We start from the raw sequence: 25,308 nt of genomic DNA on the forward strand, positions 1-25,308 counted from the left end.
CCTGCCACCAGCCGTACAAAACCTCTCCAAGAATGCGTCGCAGCCCAACCAAACCTTCCCAAAAATGGGTAGGCCCGTCCCGGACCCTAAGAATGGGTGGTGTGCCGGACGCGGTGCCAGCCGAGGGCGACGGCAATCAGCGCCGCAGCGAGGGTGGCGATCGCTGCGCCGCCAAAGACCGTCTGCACCTGCACCACGGCCGCATCCAGCAGCGCGTCGGAGTCGGTCGGGTCGGCCAGCTCGTTGACCGCCTGCTGGAAGCGGCGCAGTCCCACGGCAGTGAGCAGGGCCAGTCCGACGACCATCCCGACCATCCGGGCCACGACCACCAGGGAGCTCACGGTCCCGTGCGTCTCGTGCGTGGAGTCGGCGAGGGCCGCGTCGTTGACCGGGGCGATCGCCAGGCCGATGCCAAACCCCGCCACCGCCAGCAGGGTGGTGCTCATCCCCGGCTCGTCGAGTGCACCCCGGGTCCACCCAGACATCCCCCACAGCGCGGCCGCCGTCAGCGCCAGCCCCGGGGCCGCGACCAGCCCCGGCCCGAGCCGCCTGAGCAGGAAACCACCGAGCACCGCACCGACCGGGACCGCGACGAGGAACTGGATCAGCACGAAGGCGGCCTCGGTCTCGGTGGTCCCCTCCGTGAGCCGGGCGAGCAACGGCACGTCCACGACCACGGCGACGATCGCGGTGCCGACCAGCAGGCTGACCACCAGGGCCGGGAGCACCTTGCCGTGGACGACACCACGGGCGATCAGCGGGCTGTCCGCCGTGCGCTGCCGGACCGCGAAGGCCAGGACCGACAGCGCACCGACCGGCAGCAGCCACAACCCCCAGGGTCCGAGCACCTCCTTGGCGGGATCGGCCGAGGAGAAGGTGAGCACGAGACTGCCGAGCGCGATCGCGATCAGCAGCGCCCCCAGGACATCAGCGGCCAGGAGCATGGGCAGCCAGCGGGAAGCGGTCAGCACCAGGAGCAGCAGCAGCGCAGCCATCGCCAGCGCGCCGATCGGGGTCCAGACCCGGGAGGTCGACTCGCCGAATGGCACGAAGGGCTCGCCGTAGGCGACGGACGTGGTCAGCGCCTCCGGAGCGATCAGCGCCAGGGATGCGGCCACGACGCCCACGATGCCCACGAGCCACGCCAGGACAGTGACCACCCGGCTCCGCGTGCCAGGTCGCCCCGCCCTCACCTGGCGATCTTCATCCGTATGCCGACCCGAGCCCATCTGGTGGCCCGTCGCCTCATCCGTGCCCCCGTCGAGCTGACCATCCAGGCCGTCGGGGCGGATCAGCCACACCGCGACGAAGAACACCAGGCCGAGTGCGGCGTTGACCCAGAAGATCCCCCGCCAGTCACTGACCAGCAGGATCGCGGCACCCAGCAGCGGACCCAGGACCGAGCCGAGTTCCTGCACGGCACCGACGATGCCCAGCGGCATACCCCGTCGTCCCGGCGGCCAGAGGTCGGCCACGATCGCCAGGGTCGCGGGCACCAGCCCGCCACCACCCAACCCCTGCAGGAAGCGTCCGCCGATCATCACCGGCAGCTCGACGGCGATACCGGTCACCAGTGAGCCGACGACAAAGATGGCCAGGCAGGCCAGCAGGATCGTGCGCCGGGACATCAGGTCTGCCAACCGGCCGATGAGGGGCAGCACCGCGATATAGCCCAGGAGGAACCCCGAGATGATGGGGGTGCCCTTCTGCAGCGACTCGATCCCGAGCCCCGCGCCAGCCATCATGTCGGTCAGCGCCAGCACCACGACATAGGTGTCGGCGGCTGCCAGGGCGACCGCGACGGAGGCGACCGTCAACAGCGACCGGGCACCCCGGGACTTCCCCGCAGGGCTCGACGGATCGTGCCGCTGGGTCACGGCGGGGGTGGCTCCCACGTCAGGGAGCGGTGACGGTGACCGGCTCGCCGTACTGATCGATGGTCACCTCGTAGGTCGCATCGTCCGGCGGATAGAACGGTCCTGTGATCGTGACGGTGCGCACCTCCCAGCTGTCCTCGATCAGCCCGTAGGCGACGTCAAAGTCCTGGTCGGCGTCGCCGACATACAGCAGGTCCACGACCGACTGGCCGGGCAGCGTGCCGGTGATCTGCTGGGTGACGTCCGCTCCGACCCGGGTCTGTTCGCCGAACTCGGCACCCTCGGTGAGGGTGAGCAGGCCCGCGAGGCCGTCGTCCACGTCGAACAGTCGCGCCGGGTCGGGCACCTTGAGGTCCTCGGGTGTGGTGGAGATGAAGCCGGGACTGAAGGGCAGTTTCACGTAGAGCGTGTCGTCGACCGCGATGGTCGGCACGTCCGCCTGCACCCCGGCGACCTTCGCGGTGATCGTCCCGTCAAAGGCCGCGGGCTCCATCGTGCCGCTCCCGCTGGCCTTGAGGATGATCGCGCTGTCCGGCAGGTCGATGCCCTCGAGCACCAGCCGGACACTGCCGGCCTCCACGAGGGTGGCGTGTGCCTGCTCGAGCCGGTCGCTGGCCGTGGGCTCGGTCGTGGTGGCCGCGTCCGTGTCCGGTTCGTCACCGTCGCTGCACGCAGTGAGGGTCAGTGCCGTTGCGACGACCAGCGCCAGCGGCAGCCCCGCACGCCTCGTGTGCCCGTTGATCCTCATGGTCCCCTCCGTGCTGGTCGCGGTGTGTCCTGCCTCAGTATGCCGCGACGCACCCCGCTCACCCACCGAACGCACCGTGTGGGGGGATCTCAGGACAGGGCGATGCTCTGCCCGTCGTCGGCGACGCCGACCCTGACCGTGCTGCCGTCACCGATCTCGCCGGCGAGCAGGCCCCGGGCCAACCGGTCCCCGATCTCGGTCTGCACCAGTCGACGCAGTGGCCGGGCGCCATAGGCCGGGTCATACCCTCGCTCGGCGAGCCACTCGCGTGCCGCGTCGGTCACCTCGAGGGAGATGCGCCGGTCCGCCAGGCGCTGGGCCAGGTGCTCGACCTGCAGCCGGACGATCGTGGCCAGCTCCTCACGGCTGAGCGGGTCGAAGATCACGACCTCGTCGAGCCGGTTGAGGAACTCCGGCTTGAACGCGGTCCGCACGGTGGCCATCACCTGATCCCGCTTGGTCTCCTGGTCGGTCGTCGGGTCGACCAGGAACTGGCTGCCCAGGTTGGAGGTCATCACCAGGATCACGTTGCGGAAGTCGACGGTGCGGCCCTGACCGTCGGTCAGGCGGCCGTCGTCGAGCACCTGCAGCAGGATGTCGAACGTCTCTGGGTGGGCCTTCTCGACCTCGTCGAGGAGCACCACCGAGTAGGGCCGGCGGCGCACCGCCTCAGTGAGCTGACCACCCTCCTCATAGCCGACATATCCCGGAGGAGCACCGACCAGCCGCGCGACCGAGTGCCGCTCGGAGTACTCGCTCATGTCGATGCGCACCATGGCGCGCTCATCGTCGAACAGGAAGTCGGCCAGGGCCTTGGCCAGCTCGGTCTTGCCGACGCCGGTCGGGCCGAGGAACAGGAAGGACCCGGTCGGCCGGTCCGGGTCGGCGATGCCGGCCCGGGAGCGACGCACCGCGTCGGAGACCGCACGCACCGCGGTCCGCTGACCGATCAGCCGCGTGCCGATGACGTCCTCCATGCGCAGCAGCTTCTCGGTCTCACCCTCGAGCAGGCGCCCGGCCGGGATGCCGGTCCACATCGAGATCACGTCCGCGATGTCGTCGGCACCGACCTCGTCCTTGACCATCGGGGCCTCACCGGTCACGCCGGCGGTCGAGGCCGAGGCCTCCGCCTCCTGGGCAGCCGTCAGCTGCGTCTCGGCCTGCGGGATCTCGCCATAGAGCACCCGCGAGGCCGCCTCATAGTCACCCTCGCGCTGCAACCGGTCGGCCTGCGTGCGCAGCTCGTCCAGGCGGGCCTTGAGCTCACCGACCTGGTTGAGGCCGGACTTCTCCGACTCCCAGCGGGCGGTGAGGGCAGCCAGCTCCTCGCGCTTGTCGGCCAGGTCGGCGCGCAGCCGCTCGAGCAGCTCGGCCGAGCCCTCGTCCGACTCCGCAGCACGGGCCAGGTGCAGCTCCTCCATCGTCAGCCGGTCGACGGCACGCTGCAGCTCGTCGATCTCGACGGGGCTGGAGTCGATCTCCATCCGCAGCCGCGAGGCCGCCTCGTCGACCAGGTCGATCGCCTTGTCCGGCAGCTGCCGACCGCTGATGTAGCGGTCCGACAGGCTGGCGGCGGCGACGAGGGCCGTGTCGGAGATGGCGACCTTGTGGTGCGCCTCATACCGCTCCTTGAGCCCACGCAGGATGGCGATCGTGTCCTCCACACTGGGCTCGCCGACATACACCTGTTGGAATCGGCGCTCCAGCGCCGCGTCCTTCTCGATGTGCTCACGGAACTCATCCAGCGTGGTGGCGCCGACCAGCCGCAGCTCACCGCGGGCCAGCAGTGGCTTGAGCATGTTGCTGGCATCCATCGACCCCTCGGCCGCACCAGCTCCGACCACCGTGTGCAGCTCGTCGATGAACGTGACGATCTGGCCGTTGCTAGCCCGGATCTCGGCGAGCACGGCCTTGAGCCGCTCCTCGAACTCGCCGCGATATTTCGCACCGGCCACCATCGAGCCGAGGTCCAGGGCGATCAGCCGCTTGCCGCGCAACGACTCGGGCACGTCACCGGCCACGATGCGCTGGGCCAGCCCCTCGACCACGGCCGTCTTGCCGACGCCGGGGTCACCGATCAGGACCGGGTTGTTCTTGGTGCGCCGCGAGAGCACCTGCACGACGCGACGGATCTCGCTGTCCCGCCCGATGACCGGGTCGAGCTTGCCCTCACGGGCGATGGCCGTCAGGTCGGTGCCGTATTTTTCGAGCGCGTCGTAGGTCGCCTCGGGGTCCTGGCTGTCGACCTTTGCGCCGCCGCGCAGGGCGGGGATCCGCTCGCGCACCGCGGCGGCGTCGATCCCGAACTGGCCCGTCTCGGCGAGGGCGAGCAGCAGGTGGTCGGTGGAGACAAAGCTGTCACCCATCGTCTGCATCGCCTGCTGCGCAGCCGCGAGTACGCCGTGCAGCTGGCGGGAGGGCTGTGGGTTGCCGACCGTGGAGCCCGAGGCACTCGGCAGTCCGGCCAGGACCGTGTCCGCAGCCTGGACGGCGCTCGCGGCTGAGGAGCCGACGGCGTCCAGCAGCGGGCCGGTCGTGGTCTCGGTCTGTCGGGCCAGGGCACGCAGCAGGTGCGCGGGCTCGATGTGCGGGTGTCCGGCCGCAGCGGCCTCGCGCATGGCGGTCGACACGGCCTCCTGGGCCTTGGTCGTCAGGTGCAGATCCATCGTGTGCCGTCCTCTCCCGCATTTTCGTAACGGTTTCGTACGCCCTCCCCGTATTTTCGTAACGGTTTCGTAGGCGTGCGCGTGGCACGTTGTCCGTGTCCACGCCGTGAATGTCACTCTGGTCAACCGGGTCAAACTTGAGTCTATTCCGCTCAACCTTGCCCTTTCGCGGCGCCGCTCAGGCCAGAACGAGCGACTCCTCTCGTGCCCTGCTGACACCGTCGCGCAGCGCGATGACCTGCGCCTCCTCCCCCAAGAGTGCCTGGCCGGTGACCAGAGCAGACGGCCGCAGCGGCAGGGGGCGACCGTCGGCAGATCGCGCCTGCCCATCCACGGTCGTCCAGAACTTCGGCACGGGTCTCATGGAGCCGATCCTGGCACGCCGTCCGGGGCAGTTCAGCAGCGAAGGGGTGGACCAGGGCGGCACATCTGGCTACTCTGACCCCTGGTGTGCGCACGTTTGCCCCCGGCGCGTCCGCGCCCGCGCACCACATCTGAACCCGACCTCACCCCGGAGGGGACGTGAGAGCCGGGCGGCCCGGACCGTCGGTCCGGCGTCGTCCGCGCCTAGGAGAAGACCATGACCACACACCAGACTATGCGTGTCTCGCGACGGATGACCGCACGGCTCGCCGGTGCGACCACGCTCGCAGTGGCGGCTGCTGGGCTGGCGATCGCGCCGGCCCACGCGTCCTACACCCCTGAGGTGTGGGACCGGGTGGCCCAGTGCGAGTCGAGCGGCAACTGGCACATCAACACCGGCAACGGCTACTACGGCGGTCTGCAGTTCTGGCACCCCACCTGGAAGTCCTATGGCGGCCAGGAGTATGCCGGCTACGCTCACCAGGCCAGCAAGGCCGAGCAGATCGCGATCGCGCGCCGCGTGCTGCACACTCAGGGCCCCGGCGCCTGGCCGGTCTGCTCGGTGCGCGCCGGCCTCACCCGCGACAACGGTGGGGCAGACCCCAACGCTCAGCCCGGCGACGGCGGCAGCGAGGCGCCCATCGAGGTCACCCGTTATGTCAGCGCCAGCACCGCGGCCAACGTCCGCTCCGGACCCGGCACCGGCTACAGCATCGTGGGATCCAAGGCCCGCGGCGCGCAGGTCAGTGGCACCCTGAGCAACGGCTGGCTCAAGATCGCCGGCGGGCAGTACATCAGCTCCGTCGTGCTGTCCACCAACCCCGTCGACGGCGGCGAGAACCCCGGCGAGGTCACCCGCTACGTCAGCGCCAGCACCGCGGCCAACGTCCGCTCCGGACCCGGCACCGGCTACAGCATCGTGGGATCCAAGGCCCGCGGGGCCCAGGTCACCGGCACCCTGAGCAACGGCTGGCTCAAGATCGCCGGCGGGCAGTACATCAGCTCCGTCGTGCTGTCCACCAACCCCGTCGACGGCGGCGAGAACCCCGGCGAGGTCACCCGTTATGTCAGCGCCAGCAGCGCGGCCTATGTCCGCTCCGGCCCGAGCGGGGGCTACGGCGTGGTCGACACGGTCTCGCGCGGGACCAAGGTCACCGGCACGCTCAGCTCCAACGGGTGGCTCAAGATCGGGGCCAACCGGTTTATCGGCCCGTCGGTGCTCTCCAGCACGCCAGTCTGACGCCTCCGCGACTCGGGCCCGGCCACGTCAGGTGGCCGGGCCCGAGTTGCGCACCCGCGCAACACGGCGCGCGTGCATGTGGAGGTGCGAGGCGGTCACCCGAGTCGGGCACGCGCCGCCTGCACCGCGTCCAGGAGCTCCCCGGCCAGGTCGGGCGGTCCGTTCGGCCGGCCGAGCGAGATCACCGGCCACCACCGCACGTCCAGCGACTCCTCGCTCACCGCGTGCTCGACGCCGGGAGGCGCCACCGCGACAAAGCGGACGTCCAGGTGGTGCACTCCAGGACGGTCACCGCAGAACGGCACCTCGTGCTCATCCAGGTGGATCGGCACGGGGTCGATCCGCAGGCCGGCGATGCCAGACTCCTCGGCGGCCTCCCGCAGGGCCGCGTCGACGAGCCGTTGGTCCTCGGGCTCGCAGTGCCCACCAAACTGGAACCAGCGGCGAGCGCGGGCGTGCAGGGTCAGCAGCACCCGGTGCCCGTCGTCGGAGAGGACGACCGTGCTGGCCGTGATGTGGTCGGGATAGCACGACCGCTGCATCCCGTCGGGGCAGTCATAGAGGTGCCCCCCGAAGCGGTCCCGGAGCGCAGCCTGCTCACCTGTCGGGGGAACCCACGCAGTCAGGACCCGGAGGGCGTCGCGGTGCAAGGTCACGACACCCATTCTGTATGCCGGGGCTCAGGGAGGCGGACAAGCCCCGACACTGCGCAACAGACCGAGTATTACGACGAGGCCAGCGCGGACGTCAGGGCCAGGCTCACCCACACCGTGCCGCCGCCGGCAAGCAGCCCGAGGAGCGGCTGCGCCGGGTGCGTCCGGTAGCGCCAGGCCGCCGGGATCAGCTCGCGCACACTGAGTGCGATCATCATGCCCGCGACCAGGGCCAGGGTGAGGACGAGCAGCTGCTCGGGTAGCACCGCGCGCAGCACGAAGTAGCCCACGACCGCTCCCAGCGGTTCGGCGACGCCGGCGACCGTCGCCCATCTCAGGGCGCGCCCCCGGTCCCCGGTCGCGGCATAGATGGGGGCAGCGATCGCCATGCCCTCGGGGACGTTGTGGATCGCGATGGCCACGGCCAGACCCACCCCGAGCTCTGGTGCCTCCAGCATGGCCAGGAACGTCATCAGACCCTCGGGCGCATTGTGCGCCGCAATCACCACCGCGATCAGCAGCCCGCTGCGCATCAGTCGTGGGTCGTGGTCCAGTGGCAGGGTCAGGGGTTCGGAGTTCACGCCCCGGACGACGCGCTCTGGCAGCAGCGCGTCGATGAGCAGCACCAGCAGGCAACCCGCTGCCAACGCGCCGACGGTCCACCAGCCGTGGTGCGCCACCCCGGAGCTGCGCAGTGCCGCCAGGGCCAGCGGCAGGATCTCCACCACCGAGAGCACGATCATGAGCCCCGCCGCGAAGGCCAGACCGGCGGACAGGGTGCCCCGCCGGCGCAGGCCTCGGTGCAGCGCCAGCAGCCCACCGACCACGGTCGCGGACCCCGCGAGCGCGGTCGCGGCGATCGCCCAGATCATCGAGAAACGTCCATCGCAGCAGGCGTCAGTCAGGTCAGGTTCAGCCCAGCCACCGGGAGATCAGCCCGGGTCCTCGGCCGTGACGGGTGGTCGCGGGTCTGCCGGGTCGTCATACCAGCCGTCGTGGTCCACGGCCAGGGTCGCGAAACGCTCGCGGAGCCCCTCGTAGGCCCCACGCCGGAGGCGTCAGGCAGCCGTTGGTCGACGACGTGGACCGCCCACTCGTGCGCCTCGTCGTCATCCTCGGTCCGGGACGCCTCCCGGAGGACCGAGACCTGGGCGAAGCCCTCATCCTGGAGCTCGTCGGCGACCTGCCGTGCGGTCTCCCGCTCGGGGAAGATCAGCAGGTGCTCGGCCCCGGGCCGCCCCGGACCCGCGGTGTCGTCAGGCTCGCTCGCGCTGTCCATGCGGTCACTATCTCACCGCGGCGCGCCGGGGTGGTCGGATCCGTGGTGCCCTGGGACGATGTCACTCATGACCGAGACGCTTCCCGTGGACTGCTGGCTCACCGACATGGACGGGGTGCTGGTGCACGAGGAGCGGGCCCTGCCCGGTGCGGCAGAGTTTCTGACCGAGTTGGTGGAGACCGGCACGCGCTTCCAACTGTTGACCAACAACTCGATCTTCACCCCCCGGGACCTGCGAGCCCGGTTGGCCACCGGAGGGATCGAGGTGCCGGAGGAGGCGATCTGGACCTCGGCCCTGGCGACCGCACAGTTCCTGGCCGACCAGCGTGAGGGCGGGTCGGCCTATGTCATCGGCGAGGCCGGACTCACCAACGCGCTGCACGACGTGGGCTATGTGATGACCGAGCGGAGCCCGGACTACGTCGTGCTCGGTGAGACCCGCACCTACTCGTTCGAGGCCATCACCCGGGCCATCCGGCTGGTGGAGGGCGGCGCACGGTTCATCGCGACCAACCCTGACCCGACCGGCCCCTCGGCGCACGGGCCGCTGCCCGCCACCGGCTCGGTCGCCGCCCTGATCACGCGGGCCACCGGGGTGGAGCCCTATTTCGTCGGAAAGCCCAACCCACTGATGATGCGCAGCGCCCTCAACCGCATCGACGCGCACTCCGAGCACACGGTCATGATCGGCGACCGGATGGACACCGACATCATCAGCGGGCTGGAAGCCGGCCTGCGCACCATCCTGGTGCTGACCGGCTCGACCGCTGCAGACCAGGTCGAGCGGTTCCCCTTCCGACCGACCCGGGTGTGCGACTCGATCGCCGACGTCGTTCCTCTGGTCCGGGAGTTTGCGCGCGCCTGAACAGTGAGTGCAATATCACGCTCTCCCGCACAGCGTCTAGGACTCAGGTTGACCTGACAGCGCCACTATGTCTAGTTTGGGTCGGGGGCGCCCGTGGGGGGTGTCCTGCACCACCGTCGGCACTGAGGCGTTGCGACGTCTCGGGTCGGCTCGATCGAATGGGGAATCGTGATTCACAAGAAAGAAACCGCACGCGGCGCTGTAGTCGCCGTCGCGGGGTTGGGCTTGGCGGTCGGCATGATGCCGGCTCTGAGCGCCAACGCCGCGCCGGAGACCACCGACCGCGACGAAGCGATCATCAGCAGCGAGGTCCAGTCGCAGCTCGAGGCGAACGGCACGACTGACGTCTGGCTGTCGCTGGGCGACCAGGCCGACCTGTCTGCCGCTCACAGCATGTCGTGGGAGGACCGGGGCGACTACGTCTACAACACCCTCCAGGCCCACGCCAAGGAGACCCAGGCCGACCTGCTCGCCGAGCTGGACCGCGCTGGCGTCGACTACCAGACCTTCTGGATCAACAACTCCGTCTTCGTCGAGGACGCCTCCGCAGAGCTGGTCAGCTCTGTGTCGTCCGGCGCGGGCGTGGAGCGGATCATCCCCGAGCTCGTTCCGGAGCTCATCGAGCCCGTCGAGGGCCTTGCGGAGACCTCTCCCAACGCCACCGAGTGGGGCCTTGACGACATCAAGGCTCCCGAGATCTGGGACACCTACGACAACCGCGGTGAGGGCATCGTCGTCGGCACGTTCGACACCGGTGTGGACGCCTCGCACCCGGCCCTGGTGAACGCCTACCGCGGCACCGAGACCGGCAGCGACGACTACAACTGGTTCGACTCCAGCGGAGCCAGCGACACCCCGACCGACCCGCACTGGCACGGCACTCACGTGACCGGCACCATGGTCGGTGAGGACGGCGAGAACCAGATCGGTGTCGCCCCCGGCGCCCAGTTCATCGGCACCACCGGCTGCTGCGTCGACGGCGCGGACGTCTTCGCGGCCTTCGAGTGGTTCGCGGCCCCGACCCGGGTGGACGGCACTGGCGCCGACCCGGACATGCGCCCGCACATCATCAACAACTCCTGGGGCTTCACCGGCTACCAGGACTCCGAGCCCGAGCTCATCGCGCTGCTCGACCCGGCCCTTGAGGCCTGGGACGCTGCCGGCATCTTCGGTGTCTTCAGCGCTGGCAACTCCAACATCTCGGTTGACCCGCCGGACCTCGGCCCCTGCGACACCATCTCCAACCCGGCGTGGCACGACGGCGCCCACTACGTGGTCGGCGCCACCGCGCCCGGCCGCACCATCACCGACTTCTCCAGCCGTGGCCCCGGCCAGGACGGCACGCCGGGCGTTGACATCACCGCCCCGGGCGCTGGCGTCCGTTCCTCGGTGCCCGGCGGCGAGTACGGCCTGTCCGACGGCACCTCGATGGCTGCACCGCACGTCTCCGGTGCTGTTGCCCTGCTGTGGAGCGAGCACCCGGAGCTGATCGGTGACCAGGACGCGACCATCGCGGCCCTCGACGGCGCTGCTGTCGACCAGGCGGACCCGGAGTGCGGCGGCCCCGACTCCAACAACCCGACCTTCGGTGAGGGTGCTCTGGACCTGGTCGCGCTCTTCGAGTCCCTCGAGGACGAGGAGCCGGCTCCGATGGTCGAGCGTGTCTTCGGCCCGGACCGCTACCGCACCGCTGGTGAGGTCTCCGAGCTCTACCCCGACGGGGTGGACACCGTCTACGTCACCTCGGGTGAGGGCTTCCCGGACGCGCTGACCGGTTCCTCGGCCGCGGCCCAGGGTCTGTTCCCCGCTGCGGGCACCATGGAGACCCCGGACGGCGACGCTGCTCCGGTCCTCCTGACCAAGCAGGCCAAGCTCACCAACTCCACCTCGGACTACATCTCGACCCTCAACCCGGCCAACATCGTGATCCTGGGTGGCACGGGCACCGTCGGCCAGGTCGTTGAGGACACCCTCAACGACCGCTTCGACGCGACCGTGAGCCGGGTCGCCGGTGAGAACCGCTACGAGACCGCCGCCGAGCTGGCGTCGATGTTCCCGTCCGAACTCCCGGTCGTGTACGTGGCCTCCGGCATGGACGACGCCTACCCCGACGCACTCACCGGTGCGGCGCTGGCGGGCAAGGACGGCGCTCCCGTCCTGCTGACCAAGACCGACTCGGTCCCGGCCGCGACCGCTGAGGCGCTGGCCGAGCTGAACCCGCAGAGCGTCGTCGTCCTCGGTGGCACCGCCGCCGTGAGCGACGCCGTCGCCACCGAGCTCGGTGCGACCGACCGCCTCTCCGGCGCGGACCGCTACGAGACCGCGGTGGACGTGTCCAGCAACTACGCGGCTGACGTCTCGGTCGTCTACATCGCCAGCGGCACCGACTAACCCCGACGCTTTGTCCAGCTCCGCGCTGGCTGGCTCGGAGGACGTCCCGGTCCTGATCACCCGTCAGGACAAGCTGCCGAACTCCATCGTGGCCGAGCTCAACCGGCTCTCGCCGGAGCGCGTGGTCATCGTCGGTGGCACCGGTGCTGTCTCCCAGGGCGTTGAGGACCGCCTCAACGAGCTCTACCCGGGCTGGATCGGCTGACGCTGACCCCACCCGCTGAGCCCTAGGGCTCACCACACCAAGGCCGCCGGGCCGGAGCATCTGCTCCGGCCCGGCGGTTCTTTGGGTTCAGGCTGAGAATTCAGAAGGGCAGGGGACGCCACACCGCAACAGCCGTGGTGGTTGGCTCCTGGCGTGGTCGGGTGCCCGGCCGCATGACGACAGTCTGTCCCGCCGGCCCGGCAGCAAAGACGCGGCTGCGCGCCTCGAGGGCACTCACCAGCGTCCGGTTCTGCTCTAGCAGTTCGGCAGCCCGGGACTGCAGCGCCTCGACCTGGAGCTCCAGCTCCATGATCCGTTGGATGCCGGCCAGGCTGATGCCCTCCTCCTGGGAGAGCCGTTGCACCTCGCGCAGCCGATCGATGTCCCGGGCCGAGTACCGTCGTCCCCCGCCGCGGGTCCGTCGAGGGGTGACCAGCCCGAGGCGGTCATACTGCCGCAGCGTCTGGGCGTGCATGCCCGCGAGTTCGGCTGCGATGGAGATGACATAGACAGGCGTGTCCTGGTCCGGCCGGGTCTTGGTGGCCATCGTCTCCTCCTTCGCGATCTGTCGACAGTCGGGCCCGCGCGTCGCCGGACCCGTGGTCACCGGCGACGGTCTGGCTCCACCAGCCTAAGCCGGGTGGATCGGGTCACTGCTGAGCCTGGCGGAGCAGCTCCGCACGTGGGTCGGTGCCCTCTTCCTCGGCGGCGAGCAGCTCGACGGCCTCACGGGCCTTGTCGGTGAGCCGCTGCGGGACGATGATGCTGACCTTGGCGAGGAGGTCACCGGTGGCACTCTTGGTCGAGATGCCACGACCCTTGACGCGCAACACCCGTCCGGACGGGGTGCCAGGGGCCACCTTGACCCGGACCGTGCCGCCGTCGAGCGTGGGCACCTGGACCGTGGCCCCGAGCGCCGCCTCCGCAAACGTGACCGGCAGGTCGACGGTCACGTTGTTGCCGTCCCGTCCAAAGACGGGATGCGGGCGCACCGAGACCACCAGCATGAGGTCTCCCTGGGGCGCGCCCGGGTCGCCAGCCATCCCCTTGCCACGCAGCCGGATCTTCTGGCCGTCCTTGACGCCGGCGGGAATGCGCGTGGTGATGTGTCCACCCTCGGGGGTCTGGAGGGTGACCGTGTCTCCGGTCGCGGCCTGCATGAAGTCGATCGTGGTGCGGGCCTCGACGTCCCGGCCGCGACGCGGTCCGCGGGTGGCACCGAACGGTGAGCCCCCGGCATACTGACCGCCGCCACCAAACCCACCGAGGAGGTCATCGAGGTTGATGCCCTGTCCCCCGGAGGTGCTGAACCGGGTGCCGCCACCGCCCCCTCCGCCGCCGAACATCTGGGCAAAGACGTCCTCGAAGCCCGCGCCGCCCCCTGCCCCGGGTCCGCCGGCGGTGAACCGCGCACCGCCACGCGACATGGCGCGGACGGCGTCATACTGCTTGCGCTGCTCCGGGTCGGACAGTACCGCGTAGGCCTCGCCGATCTCCTTGAACTTCTTCTCCGCCGCGGCATCACCTGGTTTGGCGTCCGGGTGCCACTCGCGGGCGAGTTTGCGGTAGGTCTTCTTGATGTCCTTGTCGCTGGCGTCCGCGGGCACACCGAGGATCGCGTAGAAGTCCTTTTCGAACCAGTCCTGACTGGCCATGTGTTCCTCACCTCCCATTTTCCGAGTGGTTTTGCTGCCGCCACCCGCATTTTCCGAGTGGTTTTGCTGCTCGTATGCCGAACCCGCACCGGCCGCGTGCCACTCCAGGGGGACAGGGGGCCGGTCGGGGCGGCGCGCTCACGCCGCCCCGACCATGATCATGCCGGGTCTGCCACCGCAACGCGCGCAGCGCGCACCACGCGGTCGCCGACCTTGAAGCCCGGCTGCATGACCTGGACGATCGTCGTCTCGGTCGCGCCCTCGGGCAGGTCGGCCTCGGGCAGGTGCATCAGGGCCTCGTGGACGGCGGGGTCGAAGACCTCACCGACGGCACCGAGGCGCTCCACCCCGAACCGGCCCAGCGTGGCCTCGAGCTTCTCCGCGATGGCGAGCAGGGGCCCTTCGGCGAGTTCCCCGTGCTCTTTGGCCATGTGCAGGTCGTCCAGGACCGGCAACAGGGCTTCCACCACGGTGGCGGCTCCGGTCTCTCGGTCCCGAGCGCGGTCGCGGTCAACGCGCCGCTTGTAGTTGACGTACTCAGCCTGGAGGCGGCGCAGGTCCTCAAGCCGGTCCGCCGCGAGCTGGGTGTCGGGGTGCTCCCCGTCTCCCTCCGCGGCCGGAGCCTCGTCCTGTCCGTCTCCGGGCAGCGCCTGCCCGACGTCGCCGGCAAAGGCGTTGTCGTCTCCGCCTGCCACCTCGGGCTCCTCGGCAGCTGGCGCGACCGGCTCGCGGACCTGACCGGTCTCTGGATCCAGTCGTCGCTTGTCCCGGATCACCGGGCCGGTGGGGCCGTCGGACTCACCGTCCCACGGCCCACCGGCACCGGTGCGTTCCGTCACTTGGACTCCTCGTCGTCCACGACCTCGGCGTCGATGACGTCGTCGGCCGTGGAACTCTGGTCAGCGTCCGTGCCCTGGGCACCGGGGAAGCCGGCACCGTCACCGCCCGGGAAGCCCGCGCCGCCCGGGAAGCCTCCGGCCTCGCCACCCTCAGTCTGCTGGGCCGCGTAGATGGCCGAGCCCATCTTCTGGCTCTCGGTGGACAGGGTCTCCATCTTGGCCTGGAGGTCCTCGTTGCTTGCGCCCGACTCCGGCTTGAGCGCCTCCTTGAGGTCGTTCAGCGCGGTGTCGACCGTGCCACGCAGGTCCTCCGGCACCTTGTCACCGGAGTCGGTCAGGAACTTCTCGGTGGAGTAGACCAGCTGCTCCGCGGTGTTGCGGGTCTCGGTCTCCTCACGGCGCTTCTTGTCCTCCTCGGCGTGCGCCTCGGCGTCCTTGACCATGCGCTCGATCTCCTCCTTCGACAGCGCGGAGCCGCCGGAGATCGTCATCGACTGCTCCTTGCCGGTGCCGCGGTCCTTGGCGGACACGTGCACGATGCCGTTGGCGTCGATGTCAAAGGTGACCTCGATCTGCGGCATGCCGCGCGGGGCCGGCGCGATGCCGGTCAGCTCGAAGTTGCCGAGCAGCTTGTTGTGCTGCGCGATGTCGCGCTCACCCTGATACACCTGGATGCCCACCGACGGCTGGTTGTCACTGGCCGTGGTGAAGACCTCGCTGCGCTTGGTCGGGATCGCGGTGTTGCGCTCGATCAGCTTGGTCAGGATACCGCCCTGGGTCTCGATGCCCAGGCTCAGCGGGGTGACGTCGATGAGCAGCACGTCCTTGCGCTCACCCTTGAGGACACCCGCCTGCAGGGAGGCGCCGACAGCGACGACCTCGTCGGGGTTGACACCCTTGTTGGGCTCCTTGCCCCCGGTGAGCTGCTTCACGAGCTCGGTGACGGCCGGCATACGCGTGGAGCCACCGACCAGGACGACGTGGTCGATCTCGCTGAGGGAGATGCCAGCGTCCTTGATGACCTGCTCGAAGGGCGCCTTGGTGCGGTCCAGCAGGTCACTGGTCATCTGCTCGAACTGTGCGCGGGTGAGCGACTCGTCCAGGTGGATCGGGCCGTTCTCGCTCATCGACAGGAACTGCAGGTTGATGCTGGCGTTGGTGGAGCTGGACAGCTCCTTCTTGGCCTGCTCTGCGGCGTCACGCAGACGCTGCATGGCGATCTTGTCCTTGGCCAGGTCGACACCGGTGGTGTTCTTGACCGTGGTCAGCAGGTGGTTTACGACACGCTCGTCCCAGTCGTCACCACCAAGCTTGTTGTCACCGTGGGTGGCGCGCACCTGGATCGTGGCGAAGCCGTCCTCAGCGTCCTTGCCGACCTCCAGCAGAGAGACGTCGAAGGTGCCGCCACCAAGGTCGAAGACGAGGATCAGCTCGTCCTCCTTGCCCTTGTCCAGGCCGTAGGCCAGCGCCGCGGCGGTGGGCTCGTTGACGATGCGCAGGACATTGAGGCCGGCGATCTCGCCCGCCTCCTTGGTCGCCTGACGCTCGGCGTCGTCGAAGTAGGCCGGGACGGTCACGACCGCGTCGGTGACGTCCTCACCGAGGTAGGCCTCGGCGTCCCGCTTGAGCTTCATCAGGATGCGGGCGCTGATCTCCTGCGCGGTGTAGGTCTTGCCGTCGATCTCCGGGCTCTTCCAGTCGGTGCCCATGTGGCGCTTGACGGACCGGATGGTGCGGTCGACGTTGGTGACCGCCTGACGCTTGGCGATCTCACCGACGAGGATCTCCCCGCTCTTGGTGAAACTGACGACCGAGGGGGTGGTGCGCCCGCCCTCGGCGTTGGCGATGATGTGCGGCTCCCCGCCCTCCAGGACGGCGACCGCCGAGTTGGTGGTGCCCAGGTCGATTCCGACTGCACGTCCCATGCGTTGACTCTCCTGTATGTCGTGTGGTGGCCGTGACGTGCCGTCCCGGCCGGGTCTTCGCTCACCAACTTGCGCCCTCACCCCGGTCATTGTCAAACCGAGACTCAGTGAAGTTGAGTGCACTAGGCTCAACTTGCTACTTCGCGGCTTTGTTCCCAGTACCGGGTCCGACGTCCCACGCGACGGGTTCGACGTCACGATCAGGTCACATTGCGGGAGGGCGCGCCCGAGCGGGACCTGCCCTCGCGCACAATGCCTCCAGGGTCGATCCACGAACGGACAAGGTGGTTGGTCGGTGGGTTCAGGACGTCGGGGACGCGGGTTCGCCATCTTTGTGGCCTGTGTGGTGGCCCTGGCTCTCGCAGTCGGTGCGGGCTGGTGGGCGGCGCGCGCCACCCTGGAGCCGCAGACTCCGGAGGCGACCAGCTCGGCACCGGATGTCGTATGGGCCGAGGCGACCAACTCCAGCGTGGGGCGCACCCTGCCCCTGTCGACGACACTGCGCCAGCCGGCCCGGACGGTGGCCTCCAACGCGCTGCCGGGAGTCGTGCTCAGCGCCTCCCCGGGGGAGGTCGACCAGGGCGACACGATCTATGTCGTGGCCGGCACCCCGGTGCGGGTGGCCCAGGGCGAGGTGCCCTTCTACCGTGACCTGGCCCGTGACGTCGAGGGTGACGACGTCGCCCAGCTCCAGCAGGTCCTGATCGACCTGGAGCTTCTTGCTGGTCAGGCCGACGGGGACTTCGGCTGGCGCACCGAGCGTGCCGTCAAGGCCTGGCAGAAAGAGCTGGGGCAGAAGCAGACCGGCACGATCCCGCTGGGCGAGCTGGTGGCGGTCGACCGGCTGCCCACCGTCGTCCAGCTCGGCGAGACCATCGTGCGCGGGGCCACGCTCGGTGGCGGGGAAGAGTCGGTGCTCGCACCGACCGGTGAGCAGAACTTCGTGCTCGTCGTCACCCAGGACCAGGCGCGGATGATCCCGGCCGAGGCCATGGTGCAGATCACCTGGCAGGAGCACACCTGGGACGCCGTGATCAACAGCTCCGAGCAGGACGAGTTCGGCAACACCGAGTTCTCCCTGACCGCCCCCGATGGCGGTCCCGTCTGTGGCGAGGCGTGCGACACCCTGCCCGGCGACGCCCAGGTGACCCTCCGGTCCGAGATCGTCATCGTGCCCCGCATCGAGGGCACCGCAGTGCCCGCCGCCGCGGTGCACACCCGGGCCGACGGGTCGGCATACGTCATCACGGAGTCCGGCGAGACCGAGGTGACCGTGCGCGGCTCCGGGGGCGGCATCGCGATCGTGGACGGCATCGAGGTCGGCACCCGCGTCCAGGCACTGTCCGGCACTCCTGGCGCTCCCGCACCCGTTCCACAGCCCGCGCCGCAGGAGTCGGAGCCACCTGCGGACGAGGGCAGCGACGAGACCCCCTCGACGGAGGGCTGACGTGCTCGCGGTGCGGGACCTGTCCTTCGCCTACACCCGCGGCGGGGAGGAGTTGTTCGACGGGCTGACCCACGAGTTCACGCCCGGCAAGGTGACTGCCGTGACCGGTCCGTCGGGGCGCGGGAAGTCCACGCTGCTCTATGTCCTCGGTCTGATGCTCACCCCCTCCCGCGGTGAGGTGGTCCTGGCCGGGGACCCCGTCAGCCGCGCCTCCGACACCGTGCGCTCCCGCCTGCGCGCGGCCCAGATCGGCTTCGTCTTCCAGGACGCCGCCCTCGACGCCTCCCGCATCGTGCTGGACTCGGTCATCGAGCCGGCCCTGTATGCCGGGTGGTCACCTCGGCGCGCGCGCTCCCGTGGCAGGGAGCTGCTTGAGCAGATGGGGGTGGCGGCCCGCGCCGACCACAAGCCCGGTGAGATCTCTGGCGGGCAGGCCCAGCGCGTCGCGGTGTGCCGTGCCCTGGTGACCGACCCGGCCGTGGTCCTGGCCGACGAGCCCACCGGCAACCTGGACCGCGGCAACGCCGAGGGGGTGCTGGCAGCCCTGACCCGCGCGACCAGCCACGGCCGCGACGAGAAGGGCTCGGGGCGGACCGTGGTCATCGCCACCCACGACCCGTTCGTGCTGGAGCACGCCGACGAGGTGCTGGCCCTATGACACAGCAGGTGCGGCCCGACCAGGTGGGGCCGCGGGTAGCCGACGCCATGAGGTGGGCACCGTGAGGTTCCTGTCCCTGGTGCGGGAGTCACTGTCCACGGCCTGGGCCAACAAGGTGCCCACCGCACTGGTCGCGCTGCTGGTCGCGATCATGTGCGCGGCCACCCTGGCCACCGTCGGGCGCACCGCCGCCGCGGAGCAGCAGGTCGCGGACCGACTGGACGCGGCCGGCTCCCGACTCCTGGTCGTCACCGACACCCGCAACGGTGAGCTCATCACGCCCGCCGTGGTGCAGCAGTCACGCGAGTTGTCCGTCACCGAGCGTGCGGTCGGCGTGCAGATCCCGGTCGACGTCGTCAACAAGGTGGTCGGCGCGGGAGGCACCCGAGTGCCGGCCTGGACCATCGACGGCGACCTGAGCGAGGTGCTGACCCTGACCGCCGGGCGCTGGCCGGGCCCGGGCGAGGCCCTCGTCGCCGAGCAGGCGCAGCAGACCCTAGGCATGGACGACCCGGTAGGCGCCGTCCAGCTGGCCTCGAGCACCCAGGTCGGTGACTACTCCGTGGTGGGGTCCTTCTCCTCCAAGGAGCCATTCGGTGCCTATGCCGCCGGCCTGGTGATCGCAGCCGACCCCGGCGTCCCGTCGGACTCGCTCTATGTCGTGGTCACCGACTCCACCGTCGCCTCCGCCGCGCAGTCGGCGGTGATCGGGCTGGTCGCTCCGCCGGAGTTCGACTCCATCTCGATCCAGTCACCGGTCGCCCTGGCCGAGCTGCAGGCCGAGGTCGCCGCAGACCTGGGCACCTTCGGCCGGACCCTACTCCTCGGCGTGCTCGGCGGCGGCGCCTTCCTCGTCGCGATCGTGGTGCTCGCCGACGTGCTGGTCCGTCGCAAGGACCTGGGCCGACGTCGGGCTCTGGGCGCCACCCGCGGCGCGATCATCGCGATGGTGATGGGCCGCACCCTGCTTCCCGCACTGCTCGGTGCCGCGCTAGGAGTGGGCGGCGGGCTGTGGCTCGCAAGCCGGCTCGCCGCCATACCGCCGTGGCAGTTCACCGCTGGCACAGCGATCCTGGCGGTGCTCGCGGCGGTCGCCAGCGCGGTCCTCCCCGCCCTCTACGCCGCCACGCGCGACCCCGTGCGTGTGCTGCGCACCCCGTGACCGGTCACCCACACAACACGCGGAGAACCGTGCAGGGGTGGCCGGAGCGCCCTCCTGCGTGAGCGCCGGGAGGCCGGGATCGACAAGGCTGACCTGGAGGCCTACCAGGCACACCCGCTGGAGACCCGCGACGAGTGGGGGGCCTGACGTCCTTCCTCGGCGCAGCAGCCACGCTCTCACCGCGTAGTCTGGAGACCATGAGCAAGCACCTGGAGGTCCCGATCCGGGACGAGTCGATCCGCCTCGGTCAGCTGCTCAAGCTCGCCGGGGTGGTGCAGGACGGCGCGATGGCCCGCATGGTCATCGAGAACGGCGAGGTCACTGTGGACGGCGAAACCGTGATGCGCCGCGGCATCCAGATCCGTCCCGGCGCTGTCGTCTCGTATGCCGGCGAGTCCATCCTGGTGACCGGCTCGCCTGAGTGATCGTTGGGCCGGTCAGGTCCCAGTCAGTGGGGTGCAGAAGCGGTCACCGGTGACCGACTTTGCACCCCAGTCTCCGGCTACCACCACGACAGGTCGTCCCCTCCACCACCTCGCGATCCCCGGCGGTCACCTGTTCCTCGAGCGCAACCCCGCCGTCGTGCAGCGCGGCCAGGGCGGCGCCTCACGGGGAAACCCACTTTCCTGCCCGTCAGAGCAGCCCGCGCTCCCGGGCCGCGGTGACCGCACCCGTGCGGTTGTCGACGCCGAGCTTGTCATAGGCGTGCACCAGGTGGGTCTTGACCGTCGCCTCGCTGACAAACAGCTCCTTGGCGATCGCTCGGTTGCCGGCGCCCTGTGCCACCAACCGGAGCACCTCGAACTCACGTGGGGTCAGGGCCGGCTCGGCCGGTGCCCGCATCCGGCTCACCAGTCGTTGCGCCAGGCCACTGGCCAGCACCGTCTCCCCACGCGCGGCGGCGGCCACAGCGTCCGCGATCGTCTCCGGCGAGGCGTCCTTGAGCAGATAGCCGGAGGCACCCGCCTCGACCGCCCGCACGATGTCGGTGTCGTGGTCATAGGTGGTCAGGATCAGCACGGCCGGGGCCTGCTCGCCGGCCCCGCCCGTCAGGATGCGGGTCGTGGCGCTCACGCCATCCATCCCCTCCCCCAGGTTGAGGTCCATCAGCACCACATCAGGGGTCAGCCGCGGCACTAGTGCGAGCGCCTGCTCCCCGGAGGCCGCCTCACCCACCACCTCGACGCGACCGGTGGCCTCCAGCACCGCCCGCAACCCGGAACGCACGACGGGGTGGTCATCGACCAGCAGCACCCGCACACTCATCTCCGCACCTCCATCCGTGCCCGGCCGTCCGCTCACGGACGCCCGCCCCGGTCGTGCGCGGCCACGTCGGCGGCCAGCGGCAGGTGGGCTCCGAGTACGGTGCCGTCACCGGCAGCGGACTCGAGGACGAGGTCACCGCCGAGGTCACGCAACCGCTCCCGCATCGAGCGCAGGCCATACCCTCCACGTGCCGCAGGCAACGGCGCTGCCTCCTCCCAGTCCGTCACATCAAACCCCTGTCCGTCATCAGCCACGTCCAGTCGCACCTGCTCCGGCGCAGTCGTGAGCGTGACCATGACACGAGTGGCTCCGGAGTGCTGGCGCACATTGGCCAGGGCGCTCTGGGCCACCCGCAGCAGAGCGACCTCCTGCGCCGTGGCGAGCGGTGCCACCGGACCATCGGCGGTGAAGTGCGCCTCGATGCCGGTCTCCTGCGACAGGCTGCCGACCAGTCGGGACAGGGCAGCCGACAGTCCGGACCCCTCCAGCGCCGCCGGCGTCAGGGCGTTGACCACCCGTCGTGACTCTTCCAGGTTCTCCCCGGCCGTCTCCTCGATCTGCTTCAGGAGGGTGTGCAACTGGGCGAGGTCGTCGCGCTGGGCCCCGGCCCGCGCCAGCAGCAGGATCGAGGAGAAGCCCTGCGCGAGGGTGTCGTGGATGTCGCGGGAGAGGCGGGTCCGTTCGGCCAGGGCGCCGCTCTCCCGTTGGGTGCGGGTGAGGTCGTCGTGCAGCACCACCATCTCCTCCTGGGTGGCAACCAACCGATCGACGAGGTGCTGCCGTTCGACCGCCTCCCGGGCCAGGAGCTGCTCTCCGCGGGAGACACCCAGGGCGACCAGTGCCCCGATGGCCGGGCCGAGCACCGCCCCGGCCGGGTGCGTGCCCAGGTCCAGCTGGACGAGCACGACGACCGCCAGGACGAGCACCGAATAGGCCACCGCCAGCGGGAAGGCCATCAGGTGCACGGCCAGCATCCAGAGCACAAAGGCCGCCCAGGAAAAGTCCGGTGAGACCAGCACCAGCCCGCCCCACAGGAGGGTGAGCACCACCAGCCACCACGGCCCCGCCCCCGCGGTGACGAACGTGGCCCGCCAGGCGGTCCCCGCGACATACCAGCCGGCCGTGATCAGGACCAGCGGGACCAGCCACCGCAGGTCGGCCCCGGAGCCGACCGCGCGCACCGTCCCGATCGCCAGCAGCAACGCAAACAAGGCGTGCCGACCCATGGCGAGCAGCCTCGTGACCCCACCATTTGTGGGGAGGTTTGGAACGCTTCCTGCGCCTTTTTGGGCAGGAATGGTCCGCTGTCCATGCTCCTGTGGTGGCGACCCGGACCGGCTGTCTCCGCTCACGTCGGTTGCTCCACGCCTGCCCGGCGCCGGGCCTCCAGCGTGGGGTCGAGGAACCTGCCGAGGGTCACGGTCTCCTGGTCGGTGTAGCCCAGCGTCGCGTAGAACCCGACGACGTCCGCACTGCCCTGCCGCACCATGAGCTGCATCTTGGGCACGCCCCGGTCACGCAGCCAGGTCTCGCTCGCCCTCATGAGGTGGCGGCCGATCCCGCCGCGACGCAGACCCGGGGCGACCGCGAGGTAGTAGACCCAGCCCCGGTGTCCGTCGTGGCCCACCATCGCGGTGCCGACCACCTGGGTCTCGCGCAGGGCGGCCAGCACCGTCGAGCTGGCTCCACCCAGGGCCCGGGTGAGGTCCGCGTGGGGGTCGTTCCAGGGACGGGTCAACCCACACTCCTCCCAGAGCGCCACGGCACGGTCTGCCTCCTCCGGGCGCAGGTCACGAATCTCCACGTCCCGAGTGTGCCGCATCCCCGGCGCCAGCCCCATCACGTCCGCGGCAGATCCACAGCGGCGTCCGTGCCCGGCGCACTCGGCCACCAGATCCGCTCACCGACCAGCGCGAAGATCGCCGGCACCAGCACGGCGCGCACCAGGAGCGTGTCGAGCAGCACCCCGACCCCGACGATCAGGCCGAGCTGCCCGAGGGTGACCAGAGGCAGCACACCCAGTGCGGCAAAGACACCGGCCAGCACGATGCCTGCACTGGTGATGACCGCACCCGTGTGGGCCACAGCCCGGACCATGCCCTCTCGCGTGCCGTGCGCGACCGCCTCGTGTCGAGCCCGGTGCACCAGGAAGATCGTGTAGTCGATCCCCAGCGCCACCAGGAACAGGAAGGCCAGCAGCGGCACCATCACGTCCAGCGCCGGGAACCCGAACAGCACCCGCCCCAACCAGGCTCCGGCACCGATCGCCGCGGCCGAGCTGATGACGTTGACGACGAGCAGCAGCACCGGGGCCAGCAGCGAGCGCAGCAGCACGACGAGCACGGCCAGCGCCACCAGCAGCACGAGCGGTGCCACCACGAGGAAATCCCGGTCCGCCGCGGCGGCAGCGTCGAGGTCCTGGGCGTTCGCGCCACCCACGAGCACCGACCGCTCCGTCACCGGCTCGTCCTGCTCGTCGACGGCGCCGCGGACGTCGCGCACCAGCTGCTCGGCCGCAGGAGTGCCCGGGGCGGCCTCGCCGATCACGGTGAAGCGTGACCACGCATCGGTCTGCGTGGGCTGGACCCGCACGATGCCGTCCACCGTGTCCAGCTCGGTCGCGACCTGACTCGCCACCGCGGGGCGCGCATAGACCTGCAACGGCGCTGCCTCACCGGCGGGATAGTGCTCGGCGAGGACCTCGAGCCCGGCCGACGACTCGGAGGCGACCCGGAACTTCTGCGTCTGGGTGAGCCCCACCTGGGTGCCCAGCAGACCAGAGGCGAGTATGCCGAGGAGCAGGACCGCGCCCACCACCACCTGGGTGGGCCGCCCGACCACGACGCGCGCGACGCGCGACCAGACACCGGTCTCCTGCGGATCCGGTTGCCCCGCGCGCGGCACGAACGGCCAGAAGACCCGGCGTCCGCAGACCGCCAGCGCGGCCGGCAGGACGAGGACGGCCGCGATGAGGGCCACGAGCAGCCCTGCCGCGGAGGCGATGCCGAGCCCACGGGTGCCGGGCAGCGTCGCCAGGGCCAGCGTCAGCAGGGCCAGAACGACGGTGATGTTGCTCGCCACGACCGCCGGGACCGCACCGCGCCACGCGGACGCCAACGCCGCCCGATGGTCCTCGTGCGTGCGCAGCTCCTCGCGATAGCGGCTGATCAACAGCAGGGCATAGTTGGTGCCGGCTCCGAAGACCAGGACGCTGATGATGCCGCCATCGAACTGCAGGTCGAAGGTCGTGCCCAGCCACCTGGTCAGGACCGTGGCCACCTGGTCGGCCAGCCCGACGACGACCAGCGGCACCAGGAACAGCACGGGTGAGCGATAGGTGCCGATCAGCAGGACCGCCACGATGCCGATGGTGACCAGGAGCAGGGTGATGTCGGCACCGTCAAAGCTGGAGGCGATGTCGGCGCCGAAGGCAGGGCCGCCAGTGACCTGGGCGGACAGACCGGGCACCGTGTGCTGAGCGACCACGGCCCGCACCTGCTCCACCACCTCTGCGGTGGCTGAGTTGTCAGCCCCCAGGGTGATCGGCACGGACAGCATCGCCGCCGCACCGTCCTGCGACGGGAGCACCGGCGACACCTCGTGTCCCGTCACCGCGGCGAGCGCGGTCCCCATCGCTGCGGCAGCGTCGAGGTCCTGCTGGCCCAGCACGTCCCCACCCCGGTCCAGCACGACGAGCACGGGCGCGACGTCGCTGCCCGGGAAACCCTGTCCGACCTGTGCCGCCACCGCGGACTCCGCGGCCGCGGGGACGGAGTCACCCCGTGGTGGGGCCTCGACGGCGCGCAGGGGTCCCAGGACGATGGCGCTGATCGCCAGGGCGATCGCCAGCACGATCCAGGCACCTCGCCGGGAGGTCAGGAAGTGTGCGCGCCGACGGGACGAGCCGGCTGCTGGCGCCACGCTCCGCCTCTGGTCCGGGCCGGTCGGCCCCGTCGCGCCGGCTGACGTCCTGTCGTTCGGTGCTGTGCTGTGGCGGGCGGTCGTGCCGGTGCTGCGCGGTGTCGTGAGCTGGGACATCTCTCTCCTGGGATCGGGAGATCCCAGGACA

General features: G+C 70.3%; 23 protein-coding genes. 8 read left to right on the plus strand and 15 right to left on the minus strand.

Translation table 11 applies throughout. From position 1 onward, the window contains the following. Positions 1 to 86: 86 nt before the first annotated feature. The 4 genes from FNH13_RS18510 to FNH13_RS18525 form a co-directional block, all read right to left on the minus strand. Positions 87 to 1,895 carry an MFS transporter gene (locus FNH13_RS18510; protein ID WP_228266493.1) on the minus strand — a complete coding sequence of 603 codons (1,809 nt, stop codon included), beginning with the start codon at positions 1,893 to 1,895 and terminating at the stop codon, positions 87 to 89. A gap of 1 nt (position 1,896) precedes the next feature. Then, on the minus strand, positions 1,897 to 2,625 hold the full coding sequence (locus FNH13_RS18515) for an LppX_LprAFG lipoprotein (protein WP_143784799.1): 729 nt from the start codon (positions 2,623 to 2,625) through the stop codon (positions 1,897 to 1,899). Positions 2,626 to 2,714: 89 nt separating this feature from the next. After that, complete coding sequence (gene clpB, locus FNH13_RS18520) at positions 2,715 to 5,291, minus strand: ATP-dependent chaperone ClpB (protein ID WP_143784800.1); 2,577 nt, start codon at positions 5,289 to 5,291, stop codon at positions 2,715 to 2,717. Positions 5,292 to 5,469: 178 nt separating this feature from the next. Then, a complete protein-coding gene (locus FNH13_RS18525; RefSeq protein WP_143784801.1) occupies positions 5,470 to 5,655 on the minus strand; it encodes a hypothetical protein in 186 nt (61 codons plus the stop codon). Positions 5,656 to 5,871: 216 nt separating this feature from the next. Between FNH13_RS18525 and FNH13_RS19885 the strand changes: the two genes are divergently transcribed. Further along, entirely contained in the window at positions 5,872 to 6,894 is a 1,023-nt protein-coding gene (locus FNH13_RS19885; RefSeq protein ID WP_321169205.1) for a transglycosylase family protein, read from the plus strand. Between the two features lie 95 nt (positions 6,895 to 6,989). On the opposite strand, the gene FNH13_RS18535 is transcribed toward FNH13_RS19885, so the two are convergent. The 3 genes from FNH13_RS18535 to FNH13_RS18545 all read right to left on the minus strand — a co-directional run bounded on the left by FNH13_RS18535 (position 6,990) and on the right by FNH13_RS18545 (position 8,826). Next, the gene (locus FNH13_RS18535; RefSeq protein WP_228266494.1) at positions 6,990 to 7,550 is read right to left on the minus strand and encodes an NUDIX hydrolase; all 561 of its coding nucleotides are present in this window, start codon (positions 7,548 to 7,550) and stop codon (positions 6,990 to 6,992) included. Between the two features lie 68 nt (positions 7,551 to 7,618). Beyond that, the gene (locus tag FNH13_RS18540) at positions 7,619 to 8,419 is read right to left on the minus strand and encodes a ZIP family metal transporter (protein ID WP_143784803.1); all 801 of its coding nucleotides are present in this window, start codon (positions 8,417 to 8,419) and stop codon (positions 7,619 to 7,621) included. Positions 8,420 to 8,448: 29 nt separating this feature from the next. Then, positions 8,449 to 8,826: a ribonuclease E inhibitor RraB gene (locus tag FNH13_RS18545; RefSeq protein WP_228266495.1), complete on the minus strand. Its 378-nt coding sequence runs from the start codon at positions 8,824 to 8,826 to the stop codon at positions 8,449 to 8,451. Between the two features lie 67 nt (positions 8,827 to 8,893). Between FNH13_RS18545 and FNH13_RS18550 the strand changes: the two genes are divergently transcribed. The 3 genes from FNH13_RS18550 (at position 8,894) to FNH13_RS19710 (ending at position 12,287) form a co-directional block, all read left to right on the plus strand. Continuing rightward, positions 8,894 to 9,691 (plus strand): HAD-IIA family hydrolase, encoded by a 798-nt coding sequence (locus FNH13_RS18550; RefSeq protein WP_143784804.1) that lies wholly within the window; start codon positions 8,894 to 8,896, stop codon positions 9,689 to 9,691. Between the two features lie 168 nt (positions 9,692 to 9,859). Then, entirely contained in the window at positions 9,860 to 12,082 is a 2,223-nt protein-coding gene (locus tag FNH13_RS18555; RefSeq protein ID WP_143784805.1) for a S8 family serine peptidase, read from the plus strand. Between the two features lie 10 nt (positions 12,083 to 12,092). Then, a complete protein-coding gene (locus FNH13_RS19710; RefSeq protein ID WP_165700184.1) occupies positions 12,093 to 12,287 on the plus strand; it encodes a cell wall-binding repeat-containing protein in 195 nt (64 codons plus the stop codon). Positions 12,288 to 12,387: 100 nt separating this feature from the next. On the opposite strand, the gene FNH13_RS18565 is transcribed toward FNH13_RS19710, so the two are convergent. From FNH13_RS18565 to dnaK, 4 genes are all read right to left on the minus strand, one after another. Next, positions 12,388 to 12,834 carry a heat shock protein transcriptional repressor HspR gene (locus FNH13_RS18565; RefSeq protein ID WP_143784807.1) on the minus strand — a complete coding sequence of 149 codons (447 nt, stop codon included), beginning with the start codon at positions 12,832 to 12,834 and terminating at the stop codon, positions 12,388 to 12,390. 103 nt (positions 12,835 to 12,937) lie between these two features. Continuing rightward, positions 12,938 to 13,942 (minus strand): DnaJ C-terminal domain-containing protein, encoded by a 1,005-nt coding sequence (locus FNH13_RS18570; RefSeq protein WP_143784808.1) that lies wholly within the window; start codon positions 13,940 to 13,942, stop codon positions 12,938 to 12,940. A gap of 158 nt (positions 13,943 to 14,100) precedes the next feature. After that, on the minus strand, positions 14,101 to 14,781 hold the full coding sequence (locus FNH13_RS18575; RefSeq protein ID WP_228266496.1) for a nucleotide exchange factor GrpE: 681 nt from the start codon (positions 14,779 to 14,781) through the stop codon (positions 14,101 to 14,103). Then, entirely contained in the window at positions 14,778 to 16,706 is a 1,929-nt protein-coding gene (gene dnaK, locus FNH13_RS18580) for a molecular chaperone DnaK (RefSeq protein ID WP_143784809.1), read from the minus strand. The genes FNH13_RS18575 and dnaK overlap by 4 nt, the downstream gene beginning before the upstream one ends. A gap of 295 nt (positions 16,707 to 17,001) precedes the next feature. Here dnaK and FNH13_RS18585 point away from each other — a divergent pair, with 295 nt between their 5' ends. From FNH13_RS18585 to FNH13_RS18600, 4 genes are all read left to right on the plus strand, one after another. After that, positions 17,002 to 18,153 carry a peptidoglycan-binding domain-containing protein gene (locus FNH13_RS18585; protein WP_165700185.1) on the plus strand — a complete coding sequence of 384 codons (1,152 nt, stop codon included), beginning with the start codon at positions 17,002 to 17,004 and terminating at the stop codon, positions 18,151 to 18,153. A 1-nt stretch (position 18,154) separates the two neighbouring features. Then, the gene (locus FNH13_RS18590) at positions 18,155 to 18,811 is read left to right on the plus strand and encodes an ABC transporter ATP-binding protein (protein WP_143784811.1); all 657 of its coding nucleotides are present in this window, start codon (positions 18,155 to 18,157) and stop codon (positions 18,809 to 18,811) included. A gap of 61 nt (positions 18,812 to 18,872) precedes the next feature. Beyond that, entirely contained in the window at positions 18,873 to 19,973 is a 1,101-nt protein-coding gene (locus FNH13_RS18595; protein WP_143784812.1) for an FtsX-like permease family protein, read from the plus strand. Positions 19,974 to 20,170: 197 nt separating this feature from the next. Then, positions 20,171 to 20,398 (plus strand): RNA-binding S4 domain-containing protein, encoded by a 228-nt coding sequence (locus FNH13_RS18600; RefSeq protein WP_143784813.1) that lies wholly within the window; start codon positions 20,171 to 20,173, stop codon positions 20,396 to 20,398. Positions 20,399 to 20,606: 208 nt separating this feature from the next. On the opposite strand, the gene FNH13_RS18605 is transcribed toward FNH13_RS18600, so the two are convergent. From FNH13_RS18605 to FNH13_RS18620, 4 genes are all read right to left on the minus strand, one after another. Continuing rightward, entirely contained in the window at positions 20,607 to 21,239 is a 633-nt protein-coding gene (locus tag FNH13_RS18605) for a response regulator (protein WP_143784814.1), read from the minus strand. A gap of 32 nt (positions 21,240 to 21,271) precedes the next feature. Continuing rightward, entirely contained in the window at positions 21,272 to 22,465 is a 1,194-nt protein-coding gene (locus tag FNH13_RS18610; RefSeq protein ID WP_143784815.1) for a sensor histidine kinase, read from the minus strand. A gap of 122 nt (positions 22,466 to 22,587) precedes the next feature. After that, positions 22,588 to 23,043 (minus strand): GNAT family acetyltransferase, encoded by a 456-nt coding sequence (locus FNH13_RS18615; RefSeq protein ID WP_229576547.1) that lies wholly within the window; start codon positions 23,041 to 23,043, stop codon positions 22,588 to 22,590. Between the two features lie 35 nt (positions 23,044 to 23,078). Then, the gene (locus FNH13_RS18620; RefSeq protein ID WP_228266497.1) at positions 23,079 to 25,160 is read right to left on the minus strand and encodes an MMPL family transporter; all 2,082 of its coding nucleotides are present in this window, start codon (positions 25,158 to 25,160) and stop codon (positions 23,079 to 23,081) included. Positions 25,161 to 25,308: the final 148 nt, after the last annotated feature.

The sequence above is a fragment of the Ornithinimicrobium ciconiae genome (genome assembly GCF_007197575.1).
GTDB lineage: Bacteria > Actinomycetota > Actinomycetes > Actinomycetales > Dermatophilaceae > Ornithinicoccus > Ornithinicoccus ciconiae.

Excerpts from the sequence above, each read along its gene's own strand:
- FNH13_RS18515 (WP_143784799.1), bottom strand. The coding sequence starts at position 2,625 with ATGAGGATCAACGGGCACACGAGGCGTGCGGGGCTGCCGCTGGCGCTG.
- clpB (WP_143784800.1), bottom strand. The coding sequence starts at position 5,291 with ATGGATCTGCACCTGACGACCAAGGCCCAGGAGGCCGTGTCGACCGCC.
- FNH13_RS18525 (WP_143784801.1), bottom strand. The coding sequence starts at position 5,655 with ATGAGACCCGTGCCGAAGTTCTGGACGACCGTGGATGGGCAGGCGCGA.
- FNH13_RS19885 (WP_321169205.1), top strand. The coding sequence starts at position 5,872 with ATGACCACACACCAGACTATGCGTGTCTCGCGACGGATGACCGCACGG.
- FNH13_RS18540 (WP_143784803.1), bottom strand. The coding sequence starts at position 8,419 with ATGATCTGGGCGATCGCCGCGACCGCGCTCGCGGGGTCCGCGACCGTG.
- FNH13_RS18545 (WP_228266495.1), bottom strand. The coding sequence starts at position 8,826 with ATGGACAGCGCGAGCGAGCCTGACGACACCGCGGGTCCGGGGCGGCCC.
- FNH13_RS18550 (WP_143784804.1), top strand. The coding sequence starts at position 8,894 with ATGACCGAGACGCTTCCCGTGGACTGCTGGCTCACCGACATGGACGGG.
- FNH13_RS18565 (WP_143784807.1), bottom strand. The coding sequence starts at position 12,834 with ATGGCCACCAAGACCCGGCCGGACCAGGACACGCCTGTCTATGTCATC.
- FNH13_RS18570 (WP_143784808.1), bottom strand. The coding sequence starts at position 13,942 with ATGGCCAGTCAGGACTGGTTCGAAAAGGACTTCTACGCGATCCTCGGT.
- dnaK (WP_143784809.1), bottom strand. The coding sequence starts at position 16,706 with ATGGGACGTGCAGTCGGAATCGACCTGGGCACCACCAACTCGGCGGTC.
- FNH13_RS18600 (WP_143784813.1), top strand. The coding sequence starts at position 20,171 with ATGAGCAAGCACCTGGAGGTCCCGATCCGGGACGAGTCGATCCGCCTC.
- FNH13_RS18605 (WP_143784814.1), bottom strand. The coding sequence starts at position 21,239 with ATGAGTGTGCGGGTGCTGCTGGTCGATGACCACCCCGTCGTGCGTTCC.
- FNH13_RS18610 (WP_143784815.1), bottom strand. The coding sequence starts at position 22,465 with ATGGGTCGGCACGCCTTGTTTGCGTTGCTGCTGGCGATCGGGACGGTG.